The following is a 15,225-nucleotide window of genomic DNA, read 5'->3' as shown; positions in this document are numbered from 1 at the left end:
CACGATGCGCTGAGCGAGAATGAAGCGCATTCATTCCGTGTTTTCACGGCGCAGGTGGCCGCCTTGTATGCAAACCGTGCCAGCGCCGCGATCATCCGGAGGCAGATGAACGACCTGCATGAGTCGGAGGAGCGGCTTTCGCTGGCCGTCAAAGGCAGTGAGATCGGTTTTTGGGACTGGTGTCTGGACTCGGGTGCCGTGGTGCTCTCACCCGAGTGGAAAGAGATGCTGGGCTATCAAGACGATGAGATCGTAAGCCACCCGGATGCTTGGCACTCCCGCGTCCATTCGGAGGATCTCGAGCGCAGCCTGCAACTGATAAGCGAACATATGGCCGGCATGACGGAGGTCTACGAAAATCTGCATCGCCTCCGCCACAACGAAGGGCATTATGTGTGGGTCATGGCCCGTGGTCGTGCTCTCCGGGACGAAAAGGGGCGTGCCCGCCGTTTTGTCGGCACGCATCTCGACATCTCACGGCAGAAGGCCCTAGAAGAACGTCTGCGTGAGGCGGAAGAGCTCCAGCGGCAGGCACGCCAGCATGCCGAGTCTGCCAGCCAGGCCAAAAGCGTCTTCGTGGCTAGCATGAGCCACGAGATCCGCACGCCGATGAATGGTGTCATTGGCATGCTGCAGCTGCTGCAGGACACCTCGCTCACTCCGGTCCAGTCCTCCCTCGTCACGATCGCCGAGCAATCCGCCACGGCGCTCCTAGACATCATCGGGGACATTCTTGACATCTCCAAAGTCGAGGCCGGCAGGGTGGAGATCAAACACGAGCCCTTTGACCTCCATGCGCTCGTGAAAAACGTAATCCAACTCATGCGCCATCGCGCCGAGGCCAAGGAAATCCTGATCGAATGCCGCATGCCGAAGCAGCGAAAGTGCATGGTGCTAGGCGATGAAGGGCGGCTCCGTCAGGTGCTGATAAACCTCATCGGCAATGCCATCAAGTTCACCGACCGTGGTAGTGTGCGACTTGATGTCAAAACGGGCCGCGGCGCCATCAAGCGGCATTCGTTCACCTTCTGCATCAAGGACACCGGCGTCGGCATCTCGTCGCAAGCCTTGGAGCATTTGTTTGAACCGTTCAATCAAGGCGACTCGAATCTCAACGTTCGCAAGTACGATGGCACTGGCCTCGGTCTGGCCATCTCGCAGGCACTTCTGCGGCTGATGGGCAGTGACATCACGGTGGCCAGTGAGAAAGGTGCCGGTTCTGAATTCTGCTTCACCTTGTCACTACCCCGTGCCTGCCCAAGCACATCCGTGCCTTTGCTGGAGAACGACCGGCCTGCCGCCATTCCCGAACGGCTCAAGGGACGAATTCTCGTAGTCGATGACAGCGAGACGAGCCGCATGGTTGCGAAGCTCATGATGGAGCCAACTGGATTGAAGGTGGATCTCGCCTGCGATGGCGAGGAGGCCGTCAGTAAGGTCAAAAAAGGCCGTTACGACGCCATTCTCATGGACTGCCAGATGCCTGGCATGAATGGTTGCGAGGCCACACGGCATATTCGAAAGCTGCCGGGAAAGCGAGGTCGGCTTCCCGTCATTGCTCTCACCGCCAATGTCGAGACCGGCTTCATCGGCGAGTGCTATGCCTCTGGCATGATCGATCACCTCTGCAAACCGGTCCAGAAGACATCGCTTCTTGCCAAGATCTCACATTACCTCTCCAAATCTTGATCGCCCACGGGGCGAGATAGGCTTAAAACACGGCGGCCGCGTCTATTTATAAAACCGGACTTGGGGGGGGCTACTTCATGAAACGCGCCATGGCTGATTCTTTCTATCTTTCTGATCTGTTAGGAAATTGCTTTTTCGAGTGCCGGATCGTGGTGGCCGAGGTCGTGACGCGGAGACAGGAAGTAGGGCGGGGTGAAAGGCATTTACAAGCAGGATGCAAACGCTCTTGCAGCACAGCGCTACAAATTTGGTGAGCCGAGCAGGAAATAGTTCATTCACTGGCTTGAACCTTCTTCACCAGTTCCTCCCGCACTGACCTTTTCAGCTCCAGCGATTCCAGCAACTGCGCCGTTTTTCCCCAACTCAGCACCTAGCGAGTGATTCCCTCCAGGCCGGACAGGTCCGCATGAAACTCGATCACGCTGCTGTCGGGTTTGAGCTTTCTGATCGCTTGGATCGAGTGCCACAGTCGATCTGCCACCATACGGGCACCCGCAGCTCCTCCAGCTCCACCTTGCCCGCGCAGAAGTCCCAGCCCAGATCCAGGGCCGCGATATGGCTCGGCGAGATGTAAGCCAGGCGCAGCTCCTGCGTGCGGTCCACATCAAAGCACCCCGCACTCACATACGCCGCCACATCCCCCGGGGAGAAACCCGCCTGCAGCCATTTCCGCACCTTCGATTGAGGTGGCCATTTCAGCGAGATCACGGGGACTCGGACTCATGCCGCCCCACATGGAACGATGTGCAATCGTGTTCAAATAAACACGAGTTCAAAAAAAAACGCCCGGCAGACCGCCGGGCGTTTAAGTTTTAGACAATCAACGGGCTCTTTATCCGGTGCCATCAACCAGGGGTACAGCCGCACACGGGCTCTGCAGCTTCCGGCTGGGACTCCGTATCCGAAGAGCCTGCGCTGTTCGTGCCGATGAAGGTCGTGTTAACGTTCGAAGGGTCATCCTGGCGGTGTCGGTCCTTCAGCGGCTTGTCCCCGCCGAAGTAGATGCGCACCCCACCCAGCACATGGGCGTAGCCGTTCTCGCCAACGCCGCCGTCCACATACACGGCTGTGCCCTTGATCGGCGTCTGCAACTCCATGTGCGCTATGTAGAAGTTGTGGTTAAAGCGGCTCTGGTACTCCAGCCTCACCATCAGGTCATCCATTGGGTATACCGCTGCATAAAGGCGTGCCGCCAGAAAGCTCTGGTGCGTCGCCAGTCCCGGAAACGTCGTCGGCACATGCGAGTCGTAGTTGTTATACCCCGCCACCGCACCCAGCGTCACCTTCTTGAAGTAGTACTCGCCTTCCATACCCACAATCGCATCCGTAAACTTCCGGCTCGTCGTCCCGCTGAACACTAGGCCGATCAGCCCTTTGCCCGGATCACGCGCAAAGAAGTGCGTTCCCAAACCATAGATGTTCGTCGCAAACCCATGCTGGTACAATCCGTCCAACTGCGCCCCAAAACGCTGCCCGAGTGGCAGCGAGAGCGACCCCGCCACGCCCCGCGTGGAGCTGCGGTTGATCGCGCCGTAGTTTGTATCCAGCTTTCCATTGATTGCAGAGACGGCGGGTTGAGTGGCCGCAGCGGCGATTCCTTGTACAGGTTCGCCTGCAAAGGGCTGGGACACAGAGGCGGTGGCCAGGACGGCGAACAGTGTGAGATATAGGGAGTGTTTCATCATAGACTAAGGCATGCCCATATTATGCACTCCAATCTTCCACAAATAGATAAGTGACTTAAATGGGTTAACCCTCGCCTTGGGCCCGTGTGATGCCTTCATCCGCCCAAAAAAACGCCCGGCAGTAGATCCCCCGCCGAGTGCATTTCAGACTCAACAGCGGCTCAGGTCTGCAGACCCCGCCCCGTCCAAAAGATCAAAAGGGCAGGGCTGGTTTTTACTCGCATAGAGATGGTGGTGCGCCACCAGGCGCTCCGCCCACATCCGTCGAGCACGCGCTGCTCGTGCCGAGGAAAGTAGCGCCGATGTTCGACGGGGCCTCCCTGCGGTGGGGTGGGGAGGCTACAACGGCTTGCTGCCCACGAAGTACACCTCACCCCGCTCCTCAACATTGTAGCATGGGAATAAGGATCAGCTCTAAAATCCTCACGCCCCGTCCCCCACTGCTTGCGGCTGCCGTTCGGGCCTCAGCAAAGTATGGGGAATGGGGGACGATCCGCTTCGCCCCAGACGCTTAACAATGCAGCAGCACGCGCCTGCTTCCATTCAATCATGAGAAACAAACCTTAAGGCAAAACACACTTCACCCAGCTGTTTCCTCACGCCATCAGCCACTCCAGCGCCCACTCCCGTATGAATTCATACCAATACGTCACCCGCGGCGGGATCATTCCTCAGCCCACAGTCAGCACCAACAGCAGCCGCCCGGTGCTTTCCTCACGGGCGTGGGCCAGCGCATCCGTCACCAGGTCCACCACCTGCCTCATCTTCAGCATATCTGCGGGCCGCAGGACGGCATGCCCCTCATTTTTTGGTAGAAACAGGCCTCTTGCCAATTTTCACCGGGGTATGGCTCGATCCTGTATGCCAGCGACTTATCGAAAACATGAAGGGTATTTTGTGTCCAACCGCGCCTGGGGTGATGAGGAGCCTGACAGGCGGTCGAAATTGACGCCAGAAATGCGCTCTGAAGTGCTGCAACGCCTGCTGGAGGGGGAGAACCGCTCCAAGGTGGTCCGGCCTACTGACAGTCACGCTCAATGACAAGCTGATCATCAATGACGCCCAGCTAGCTGGCATTCCACGCCAAGGACCGCTGGCCTTGCAGCTGCATCCCGAACGAAAAGACTGTGAATGGGGTGCTTCGCTGGTGCAGTTTCGCAACATTCGTATCAAGGAGCTTGGGTCAGGGCGGTAGTGGCGTACCCATCTCCGCCTCTGCATCTGCGAGGAAGGCTTGCTCTGGCCATTAAGTGAGAAGGCTATCGACCTCTGTCTTGGATATCCGCCACCCGGTTGATGTTTTCCAAGCTGCAACCTGGCGGCTACATCGTCCTGCGACAACCCGGTCGTCATCCTCCAGTTACGGATATTCGGACCCAAGGTATGTCTGAAGCGTTGGCTCATGTTATCCCTATTGGCAACTCGACTTGATAGCGGTCAACGCTGAAGCCCCTCATTTGCTGTGTCTTAACACTGGCAGAACGGATTTGGTGTTTGCCGGGAAAAGATCTGTGATTTTACAGCCAAGGATTTTGGCGAGCATCATGACCTCAGCATCGTTCACCCGGCGCAAAGAGGCTTCGATTTTTGATAAGGTTTCCCTGGACAGATCCCAACCAGCAAGCTGGCAGCGCGCTGCAAAAGCATCTTGCGTCAGGTCATTTTCGACCCGGATGCGTCGAACTGCTGAGCCAATGATGTTCTGCTGCGCCATGTTTTCTGGCAGCAGATACTAGGGAGGCATGTGCTCATAAATGCTCCGATAACGGAGCAAAATGGCTTGACGTGCGCGGAGTGCTGAATTGAATGAACAGAGAAGTGGAATCGAAAGAAACGATTCAAAACAAGCTAGGTGGCATTGGAGATCTGAACATCATTAACCATTGCCGCTTAGTGCCAGCAAGCAGTTCCAAAAAGTTGTTTATGCCTCAGATCAATTGCCCGAGTTGTCAAAACCAGTTTTTCGCAGATTCTCCTGGAGCTTTTGTGACACCAGCGGGGTTTGCAATTGCTGGCTCGATCATCTGCAGGTTGTGTTTTGGACACATGATCGTCGAAGGCGTCGACGTGGATTTGTCCAAGCCGCCGATTGACCCTCGATTTCCGCCTTCCAGGTATGAGTTTGCTGCAACTGAGCTTGCGGGGTTGATTGGCTGGTGGGGGGTAATTGGCGGGTTGATTGGACTCTTCATCGGTGTGGCGTTTGACCATTTTTCGCGGCGCTGTCCCAAATGTGGCCACAAGCAATGAGCGATATTCATTTGAACCAAAAACGGAAAGGCGGTTGCCATGGCACAGATCGCAAAGAAAATACGCAACTCAGAAGTGGCAGGTGTTGGATGTTGGATCCAGTTCGCCGGCTTGTTAGCACCGGTGGTGGGCTCTTTCTTGGCGGGTGAAAGCGGGGCCATGTGCGGAGGTGCCTTGCTTTTGATATTCTTGGTTGTTGGCCGTGTGAAGTCGGTTCGATGGATATGCGGCAACTGCAAGAACCCTCTATATAAAAAAGCCGTTACGTGCTGCCCTGCATGCAGGTTTGAGCTGCAATAGCGTGTGGGAGCATTTCAGTGGCAAAATCCTATCGGTGCAGACTTGCACCAAGGTGATTTTTTAGCGCCGCCATCCTAATGCCCGCGTGGTCGGACATGTCAGTGCCATTTTTCACGATCAGGTCGCAATGGCCATTTTGTCATGCGCTGACAAGCTGACTGTCAGCGGAAACCGCTGCTCAAGCCGCCGCCGCTAGCTTTCCGTCCGGATCATCGATCACCAACCCATTAGATTTCAGCCTCTCGATGGCACTGTTGCGAGTTTGGGCACTCAAAGCATGGAAGCTGCGCTGCAATTCCCGGGGTTCCAGAGGGCCTTTGTCTTTCAATTTGGCCAGGATGACCTCTTCCAAGGCTGCCATGTCAGTGCTGTCAGTAGCCAGTCCTGTGCTGTCGGTGGATGCCGCATCCTTGTAGCTGGACACGACGCGGTAATGTTCCTGGCACAACCACCGGGTCAACCGCACGGCCTGACGCATGGTTGCTTGAAGTTCGTTTTGATCAGGTTTGGACGGTTCCTTCGCCACTCCGGTGTGCTTAAGGTCCAGCGCTCTCTCAATAGTTTTGGACATCAGCATAATGCTAAAGAGGCGGAAAGGGAGATCGGTCAACCATGACAAGTACGGATGCAAGGATTCAGGCACCCATACCAGGGCATTGGCAAACTGTTCGTAGAATTCCTCCGCTACCTGCCTCGCATGTTTGTTCATAGCGATGGTACAGGGGCCCTCCGGGGGAACATTACTGCGATAATCGAACGCCATTTTCAAACACTTGGACCACTCCACGAATTCCACTGCATCGACAGCAGGCAAACGTTTGGGATTTCCGCGCTGTAGGAAAAATAGCACAGGTGCTGACTGGTTTACGGTGGCACCACGACGGTCAAACAGAGCTCTCCTGACAGGTTCGCGCCGAGTAATCCACAGTGCATGTACTGTTCCGGGGACCTCTGCCCCCTTGGACGTGACCGTCAAAGGCTTTCCCTGCCAGCCAAACTTGAGCATTTCCGTCAGCTTCTGTTGTTTGCCTGGAGGTAGCTGGGCCCATTCCGCCATGGGGTCACCTGCGCCATTCATGATGACGGCACCGTGATCCCGTGAATCAACAACGGCGCGCGCTGCTGCATCGGGATCCACTCTGGAGAGAATGGTACGCCGGCGCATCATGTTCACGACGGTTAGAGGAATTATATCCGCATAGGCCTGAAATTGTGGATCGATGGCGCTGCGGTCCGGCCCCTTGGTCGCGACATCGCGTAATGCATTTTTGATCACTGCTCGAATATGGTCGGAATCCAGATTCTGTATCCGGGTGGCATCGTCAACCCAACCCCGGCCCAGTAAAGAGAGCCAGTCAAAGGGCAGCAGGCTGTCGGAGAGCACAGCGAGACTGAAGCAGGGTGGAAATTGCGAGGAACCATCGTCGAAGAAGCACGACCGCCCCAAACTGGCGGCAAGGTGGGCCAGGCCGGCAACTGCAACAGCGGGTGTGTCTAGGCCCAGGAGTGCGGGACCTTTGGCGGCCAGAGCAATCAGTCGGGGAGGGATGCAGTCACGTACATCGGCAAAGCTGTCGCCACTGCCGAAAACAAATGGAGGTGGAGGTGTCATGCTTGCTTAGGGTGGATATTCGAGATGAGAGTTGTGCATTTGGGAGGTGCCGTATTGAGTGGTGGCCTGGTGCACTTGGAATGCTCAAGATTGGCCAATAAGCTGTAGGCGTTTATCCGGATCGACCCGGACACGTCCTTGTTGTTGCAGGAGGGTTAGTACAGGCTTGAAGGAATCTGCACTCCGCTTGTTGCAGGAACGCTGTAGGTCCCGCAGTTTGCAGGGGCCTTTGCGGCTCAAGATAGCGGTGACTTGTTCAGCACTTTTCAGAAGATCACGCACTGTGCGCATTTCACACGCCTGCTTTAACACGGTTACGTGCATCTGAGCCGCATAGTAGGCAGTCTGGAACGCCGCTTTGCCACACCAGAATTCCTCTTTGTCACTTTGGAACTGGAGGAATACCCACATGAGGCGTTCTGGCAGGTCACAAAACTGAGCGATGTGTGAACTGTCGCGCGGCAGGATCTCCTCAAGCGACTCCAGGTATTTATTCTGCGTTATTTGAAACCTCTGTTGGTAGTCTGGAGGGATCGGTAATCGGCTCTGCATCTGAATCGGCCCGTAGCACCGCCTCTCCAACAGGTCGTGCACCAGATGGTCGTAGCGCCGCCATTCTTTGACCGCCTTGTACTTTCTATCCTGAGTAGCCCTTCCCTCGGAACCATCCCAAAGGAGGCATTGATCGTGCAACGCCTTCCATGGGGATGACGCATCCTGCAACGTATCGCCAAGCCGTTCCAATGAGATCGCGGCCCAGAGGTTTATCCGCGTATGCTCGAAAGTGCCCGGTCCTTGATCTGGGTGCAGTGGGGCAAACTCTGCATCGTGACCGCGCAACAGGGCCACGAAGTTGCGTGCCAGCGATTCATCCTTGGGAGAGGGTTTGTGGCATGGGTCGAACACTCCACCGACTGGCATAAACAGCAGGGCCTCGCGATGGATGGATTCGTTCAATGCCGCTTCAACCTTGTCCAGAGAGGTTCCTTCAAAAAAGAAAGATGGCAGGTGCACTGCACCTGGACTGCTGCGTACTGGGTTGCCGCTGCGGCCAAAGTACATCATTGAGCCGGTTAGACTCATCTCATCAAACACTTGGGGATTGAGTCCGCGTTCTGTGAACAGCATTTCTTGCTCCTCATTAGCTTTGTCCCGGCGCAGGCGGAAGAAATCGGGGAGGTCTCCGTGTTTCATGCCGCCTGAAAGCGGAGCGCCGCTGGTGAACGTCCACATGTCGGCGAGACGGCGCGAGTGGCTGCTGGCACTTTGACGCAGCCAGTTCGCACGCGTTCGGAGCGGATGAAACAGCCGTCTCTCCAGCAGATGTAGCCGTGATGTCGTACTACCGATTCGCAGTAGGCTGAGGTGTGGTTTGACACGTCCGCCACTGCAATCCACCAGACCCGCATGAGGGCCGGCAATGTTGGTCAGTACACCTGCAATCCCAATTGCCACATCGACGGGGTGCAGGCTGTACTCCATTGCAATGCCTTCGATATGCTTGCCATAAGACACCCCGGGTTTGGTGAGCACCTGGGAAGTGCCGGTACTCGGAACGGGTGGTGCCGCAGGTGTGTCCGATGTGGAGGGGGCAGGGGGGGCTGGATTTGAATTTGCAGTCATGATGACAATCCTGTGAAGTGTGTGAGCTGCGGTTAAATGAAGTGCAGTGGCCATGAATGAGCTTGGCGTCCTGACTCCTGATGAATCGGTATGGTCCGTGTGGGTGACATGAAAAAGTTCCGGTCCCAAGTACTGAGTGTCAATAACAACAAGCGTTTTGTGTATGCATTGTTTGAAGGGGACGATATCGTGTGCCGCACGAATGCTTGGACGTTTCAAGGCGGTGTACACACAGACAAGTGCTACGCACTTACAAGTGGCGAAAAGCAGTGGGGGTGTTTTTAGACCGTTCTTCTGCTATTGCCGAACAGGCAATCTCCAGGCGGCAAAAACAAACGACATGGCTTAACCTGCCGAAGCCCTTACACACACACCTATGGTGTGTGTGTGTAAGGGCTTCTAAGGCACTGAGGTTTCACACATGCAAACGACCTCCACGACTGTGTAAAAGCTTGTGTGCCGTGTGAAGACACCAAGGTGATTTTGCCACCTGTACGGGGCGGCCTTGTGTGGTCATGGACGTGTGATGCAGACCGTATTTTGCCCGGTCGATGATTTGCCCTTTTCTTCCAGCAAAAGCCCTCCTTGCAACATCTCAGTTAAAGCCGCAGAGGCTCCGAGAACAGAAGCGCCCAATTGGACTCTGATCTGGTTTTGCAGGACCTTCTTTTGGATGGACCCAGTTTCCCGTACGAGTGCCAGAATCTGTTCGGGTCTCGGTGCTGGCTTATTTTTGGATCGCGTTTTGGCTGAGTACACCGCAGCGGTGTCATGGTTGTGTACTACTGTACAGCTCGTGACTGTTTCACCATAATCGTTGAGGCCAAGATCAACAGGTTCGAGCGAGAACGCCATTGGGGGTATGCACGGGAGATCGCGCTGCTTTGTCACTTGGGCAAATGTGATCGATTCATCGTCGTTCCGGAAGAGTTCGATCTCAGTGTCGACAGCAGCCCTCAGGCTGGAATGGCCTCGTGCTCCTCTTCCTGCATCCTTGCCGCAATGGTGTACGAGCATGACGTGCGCGTCAGTCGCTCGCCTGATTTTGTCGACAGCCTGGACGACTTCTGACATGTTGACCGAGCTGCTCTCATCACCGCCAGCCATGGCGCGGCTCAGGGTGTCGATCACGATAAGGCGCACCGTCTTGTTTATTTCGGCAGCAAGACCCAGCACCGTATTCACGAGGGTTTCACTGTCGGCTGGTTCCAACAGGCTAAACGTGGAATTGATGATGTACAGCGGTGCACCCGGATGCAGTCTCCCTTTCATCTTTAGCGCTGCGATGCGGTTGCGGAATGTACGCTGGCCTTCAAGGGTGATGTAAATGACCGCCCCTCCTTCCACCCGCGTTTTCCCCCGGTAGTACGTGCCGGTTGCAACACAGGCTGCCAAGTCGAGGGCGAAAAACGATTTGCCTACATTCGAGGAGCCATAGAGCAACGATACATCACCGTGCGTCAGGAACCCGTGTACAAGATCCGAAGACTTCAGTGAGGCAGTCATTTCATCGCAGCGAATGCAAGTGAACATTCTTTTGCCACCTGACATGGTGCTGCCAAGTGCGTCGGTTTGGCTTGGAGCCATCGTCGTGGACGGACTCCATTCGCGTACAGGAGCATTCTGAATTGCATCCGCCCCTTTGAGTCTGTACAAATCCCTCACATCCTTGAGGATGGTTTGTGATCTGTCGCTCATGGTCCGGTGGTGATGAGGTTCCAATCGTGGAATAGTACTTTGCTCGCGGTGCCGTGAAGCAAACCGGCTGCGTTGTCTGCGAATCGCTGGCCAGCCTCATTGGCATCGGGCCACATGTGGACAGTCCGCCCGGCGAACAGCGGAACCCACTCCGGCTTGAAGCCGCAGCTGCCGCTGGTTGCGACCACGATGGAACTGTGGTCACTGGACCAATATCCTGCTGCGATCAGAGCGAGAGCGCTTGTCTCGCTTTCGTGGAGGTGCACGTCTTTGACGGTCGTTTGATCATTTGCCAACCACGCGGACAACCAAGGACGTTGAGCCTTTCCGAACGTCAGAAATCTGGGCTCTCGGCCATCTCCAAAGGGGGCTCGTATTTTGTAGTATCCATCACCGATGTACACCAGACGAGGCTCTCTGAGATTGCATTCCTTCCCTTCGGAGTTTTTCCACTTGTGCCCTGTGGGAGCAATGCCAAGTCCATCACAACCGTTCTTGGCCGCCCAATAAAGTATTCCAATTGGCAAGCCAAGTTCGTTTGTGAATTTTTCCAGTAGAGTGAGGTCTTCATAGAGCGTTTGTCGCCAGGGCAACGTTAAAGATGCCATTTCGTCATTAGGGATTGATGGGGTAGGCATTTTAGTCGGTGGTTCAATGAGGGGATCGGTCAATTGGGCCTTGGCAGGTGCGTCTCGGACGATCTCTGCCACCTCCCGGCAGATGCGGGTAAACTCTGCTTGTTTGTCCAGCTTAAAGCGTCTGGCATGCAGTTCGACGACCGTGCCACCCTCTTTGCAGGGGTGGCAGTACCACTCCCAGACGTCGCCTTTCTTTTTGGCCGTGAAGCTTGGCTGTGTGTCGTCGTGCAGCGGACAATGGGCTTTGAGCTTAAAGCCACCTGGATCAAGTCGCGGTTTGCAACCGATGCATTTTAGGTATTCCGGGAGCAGGCCCTTCAGGGCAGATGCATCCGAGCTGAGTGGGAAATGTGGCATGGACGCAATTTTTCTGTTTGCGCAGCTTGCCCGGTGGTCCACAATTTACAGTCTCCTCGAAAAAGACCATCATGTTCCTAACGGGCGTGCGGAATTTTTATGCTTTGGATTCGGCTTCGATTTTCTCGATGTCAGCCAAAGAAAATCGGATGCCCCGGCCAAGGTGGTGTGCTTGGATTTTTCCAGAACGCCGCCACCGTCTGAGAGTCATTGGGGTGAGCTTCCAGCGCTGAGCGAGCTCAGATGGTGTTAGAAACGTGACCGTTTTGGTGTCGCTGTGAGAGTTCATGTGACACATCAAATCACCAAATTCCCTCCTGTCCGCTCAAACACTGTGGCTCAGGTTGAAAGTGGTACGGGAAAACAGCTCATTTTTTCCGAACCCTTTTTTTGCCGAGGATCTTTGAGGAAAATTTCTTCGCTTCCGGGAGAGCTGACAGTCCGGCGGTTTCAATTGCGTCACTCCAGGTGCTGTCCGAAATGCTCTCCTCGGGTGTATTATTTTGTACACAGTCCCTGAGTTCCAGCTTGGCAGGAAGTCGCCCTTCTTTCTGGACAAACTCCCAAGCACACCTGATGGCCAGCCAGGGTAAAGAAACTTGCCGGTTCGAATATGCATATGTCCGTTTGGACTTTTTCTTCCTAAGAGGTTGAGCGTTCTGGCCGAGGCCGTTCAATGCATCACGAAAGCAATTAGCCATTTTCCTGATGGAAGCATTCCTTTTGTCTTCCCTACAACGATGTACAATGGATCTCAAATCCGGAAATAACGCCGCCGTTAAAAGTTGAGATATTTTTACGATGTCGTCGAAGCGCTCTAGGTAGAACGGGTCAAGTTCTGAAAGTTTCGTCATGCCATCCGCTTCGATGACTTGGCCTCTGAAAATGTTCAGTGCGTCGCCGAACTCAGTTTTATCGAGATCTAACAGATGCAACTTCCAAAGCGCGGTGTGCATCAGTGCGGTCTGACGATTGGTTATGCCTTTGCTTAAAGCGCTAAATCTTGCGTCAAGACCTACATCAAGGGTAACATTGAAAATAATCGCTCCTGATGCGTCAACCATGCTTTTAAGTATAAAGAGATCGGGCCACCACTGAACAACCGTCCAGTCTTCCTTGGAATCTCTGGCCGCCGCGGTCGTTGACGGCCCGTCTTTCATTGCCTCTGATTCTTTGCAGAGGTTGGGAGTGGAGACCTCGGAGCGGGCGGCACCTGAGGCATCTCTACAAAGAGACTTTTTCTGATTTGTCTTCATCACGGGGCGACAGGATTTGTGGTATCAAACTTTCAGCAAAGAGCCCAGCCCTCCAGTGATGCGCTTTTTCTTATCGGTATAATACGCGGCAGTTGTGCTGATCTGGGCATGCCTGAGAACGCTCTGGGCGGCGAAGATGCCCTGTGTACTGGCCAGAATAGCGCCGAGTTCCTTGCGGAGTTCGTGAAGCGGCTTGCGCGCGGTGACGCCCTGTTTGCGCAGCCATGCATATAGGGTTCCAAAATGCGGTTCGCAGCGGTAGTTTGTACGGCTGTTTTGGTGCTTGGGCTTGCGAGTGGATTCGATGACGAACGCTCCACTGGCCTGCGTCTTCCATTCTTGCAGCAAAGGCAGCAATTCGGCTTCAAGGTCAATTTCGCCCGAGCTGTCCTCGCTCTTGGGTTGAAAGTATTCGGTGCGCTCAATGCGGATGACGCCTTTGCCGAAATCAACCTGTGACCATATGAGCAGATCGATCTCTCGTTTTCTTAGCCCGCATAGGATGCCAAGGTAAAAAATCTTGAGTGGCTCACCTGTGAGTTCAGCCTGAGCATGCTCGATGAGTTCAGCGGCGTTGATTTTGCTCTGATAGGTGGTGTTGCCCTTTTTTGGGAGTTCCACGCCAGCAAATGGCAACGGATCCGGAAGAACCAGTTCGCTGGCAGCATATTTGCGTGCTTTTGCTGAAAAAAGCGAGCGCGCACAGCGGATCAGTGATGCTGCGCTGTTCTCGGCCCTTCGGCGTGCGTCCGGCGCTTTGCCTGCCCTTGCCACATATTCGATCCTCCAGCGTTGCACAGCGGCGGCCGAGAGGACTGAGAGCGGTTGTGCGTCAACTTTGGCAATCCACGCTTTCCGCCCTCCCGCTCGATAGTCAAAACGGGAGAGATAAATGATCCGTCGCTGGCGGTCCCGTTTGGGGGCGCCGTTCTCATCGACTGAAGGCTGATCTCCGATATCGGAGATCTCGGCGGCAATTTGCCGGAGGGATTGAAGATAGTTGGTAAAGGTGGACGGTCTAAAATCGGCCGTGGCCTTCACTGATTCAGCCCATTCTCCGATCATGGCGGGTTTTTGCGGCTTCACCACTTCTGGTTTATAGTGCTCAAGTGTCGCCTGCCAACCGTTTGCCACAAGGTGCAGGTAGCGATCACGGGCACGCTCTGCGGCAATGGTCTTGTCCGCAGTCATGAGTGGGAAGCGGTGGCGTTCACCCTGGTGCTTGATTTGCACGTTGTAGTGCGGCCTGTCATTTGGCTTCCGAACCTTGCCCAGCCAGTAGGCGACGGCTGTTTTAGGTTGAGGCTTCGCCGCTTTGCTCCGCACGGAGTCCGTGTGCACTTTGTGTGCACAATTTTGGTTCTCTTGCGTATTTTCTCGTTCGCTCATGTTCGCACTGTAAGGTGGCAATGCATTGTTGCATAAGGATTTACAGGGATCAAGAGCGCACCAGTGCGAACATAAGAAAACCCGCAAGGAAGGAACTACGGATCAGAAGGTTTCAGGTTCGAATCCTGACGGGTGCGCCACTCATTTATCAATGAGTTATAATTTTTAATCCAAAGGGCTAAAATCCGGGTCGGACATTATTCGGACACTTTTTGGGTTTATCGTTTGCCCGTCTTAAAATAAACAATTCGGCTCATACCTAGGTGGAAAATGACAGTCAGCTGTGGTCGATGCTCGTTCATTATCCAGAAGGGCAGGGGATCGTAGAGTCCCGCTGAAAAGCGTCCTCAATATGTGTGGGTCAGTGTATGCAATTCCCCTTTCTTTCGCGTTATAAATATTTGAGCGACCGGGGCTTTTCCTTGGCTGTCTCATCCACCCACCATGCCCCGGCGAACCCATTATTCGCCCTGCATCAACCGGGTCATCGTTTGCGCGTTGTATCATGAAGGCCGGCGCCTACGCCGTCCCATGACACGACTGGTCAACGACCTGCTCACCGCATCCCTGCAACACACGCATGGATGGAGCATCGCTGCCACGCAGATGAGCATCCCGGCTCAGGGCCGCATTCAGGAGGCTGGCACCACACGCTAGCCGCACCACGTCGTCACAGCATCCCACTTCATCCACCCGGTTCTCTCGCAAGAGGGGCCGGGTGTTTTGTT

13 protein-coding genes are annotated in these 15,225 nt (G+C 54.9%); 2 read left to right on the top strand and 11 right to left on the bottom strand.

Features of this window, described 5'->3' with window-relative positions; all coding sequences use genetic code 11:
• Positions 1-1,689: ATP-binding protein (locus ACIREA_RS11720; protein WP_397382461.1), on the top strand; the 1,689-nt coding region annotated here is incomplete at its 5' end.
• A gap of 417 nt (positions 1,690-2,106) precedes the next feature.
• On the opposite strand, the gene ACIREA_RS11715 is transcribed toward ACIREA_RS11720, so the two are convergent.
• From ACIREA_RS11715 to ACIREA_RS11665, 11 genes are all read right to left on the bottom strand, one after another.
• On the bottom strand, positions 2,107-2,397 hold the full coding sequence (locus ACIREA_RS11715) for a hypothetical protein (protein ID WP_397382460.1): 291 nt from the start codon (positions 2,395-2,397) through the stop codon (positions 2,107-2,109).
• A 137-nt stretch (positions 2,398-2,534) separates the two neighbouring features.
• Entirely contained in the window at positions 2,535-3,371 is an 837-nt protein-coding gene (locus ACIREA_RS11710; protein ID WP_397382459.1) for a hypothetical protein, read from the bottom strand.
• 1,456 nt (positions 3,372-4,827) lie between these two features.
• A complete protein-coding gene (locus ACIREA_RS11705) occupies positions 4,828-5,088 on the bottom strand; it encodes a helix-turn-helix transcriptional regulator (protein ID WP_397382458.1) in 261 nt (86 codons plus the stop codon).
• Positions 5,089-5,323: 235 nt separating this feature from the next.
• On the bottom strand, positions 5,324-5,785 hold the full coding sequence (locus ACIREA_RS11700) for a hypothetical protein (protein ID WP_397382457.1): 462 nt from the start codon (positions 5,783-5,785) through the stop codon (positions 5,324-5,326).
• 317 nt (positions 5,786-6,102) lie between these two features.
• Positions 6,103-7,536 (bottom strand): hypothetical protein, encoded by a 1,434-nt coding sequence (locus ACIREA_RS11695; protein WP_397382456.1) that lies wholly within the window; start codon positions 7,534-7,536, stop codon positions 6,103-6,105.
• Positions 7,537-7,620: 84 nt separating this feature from the next.
• The gene (locus tag ACIREA_RS11690; protein WP_397382455.1) at positions 7,621-9,069 is read right to left on the bottom strand and encodes a hypothetical protein; all 1,449 of its coding nucleotides are present in this window, start codon (positions 9,067-9,069) and stop codon (positions 7,621-7,623) included.
• Between the two features lie 603 nt (positions 9,070-9,672).
• Positions 9,673-10,857 carry an AAA family ATPase gene (locus ACIREA_RS11685; protein ID WP_397382454.1) on the bottom strand — a complete coding sequence of 395 codons (1,185 nt, stop codon included), beginning with the start codon at positions 10,855-10,857 and terminating at the stop codon, positions 9,673-9,675.
• Complete coding sequence (locus ACIREA_RS11680; protein WP_397382453.1) at positions 10,854-11,852, bottom strand: CHC2 zinc finger domain-containing protein; 999 nt, start codon at positions 11,850-11,852, stop codon at positions 10,854-10,856. Before ACIREA_RS11680 ends, ACIREA_RS11685 begins: the two co-directional genes overlap by 4 nt.
• Before the next feature lie 97 nt (positions 11,853-11,949).
• On the bottom strand, positions 11,950-12,141 hold the full coding sequence (locus ACIREA_RS11675) for a helix-turn-helix domain-containing protein (RefSeq protein ID WP_397382452.1): 192 nt from the start codon (positions 12,139-12,141) through the stop codon (positions 11,950-11,952).
• Between the two features lie 79 nt (positions 12,142-12,220).
• Positions 12,221-13,108: a hypothetical protein gene (locus ACIREA_RS11670; protein ID WP_397382451.1), complete on the bottom strand. Its 888-nt coding sequence runs from the start codon at positions 13,106-13,108 to the stop codon at positions 12,221-12,223.
• Positions 13,109-13,132: 24 nt separating this feature from the next.
• The gene (locus tag ACIREA_RS11665) at positions 13,133-14,497 is read right to left on the bottom strand and encodes a tyrosine-type recombinase/integrase (RefSeq protein WP_397382450.1); all 1,365 of its coding nucleotides are present in this window, start codon (positions 14,495-14,497) and stop codon (positions 13,133-13,135) included.
• A gap of 531 nt (positions 14,498-15,028) precedes the next feature.
• On the opposite strand from ACIREA_RS11665, the gene ACIREA_RS11660 reads away from it, so the two are divergent.
• Entirely contained in the window at positions 15,029-15,154 is a 126-nt protein-coding gene (locus ACIREA_RS11660; RefSeq protein WP_397382449.1) for a hypothetical protein, read from the top strand.
• Positions 15,155-15,225 lie beyond the last annotated feature (71 nt).

Origin of the sequence: Prosthecobacter sp., assembly GCF_044373815.1 — a bacterium.
Taxonomy (GTDB): Bacteria; Verrucomicrobiota; Verrucomicrobiia; order Verrucomicrobiales; family Verrucomicrobiaceae; genus Prosthecobacter.
Note: the sequence above shows the minus strand (reverse complement) of the source record. Positions and strands in the feature narration are given on the sequence as shown.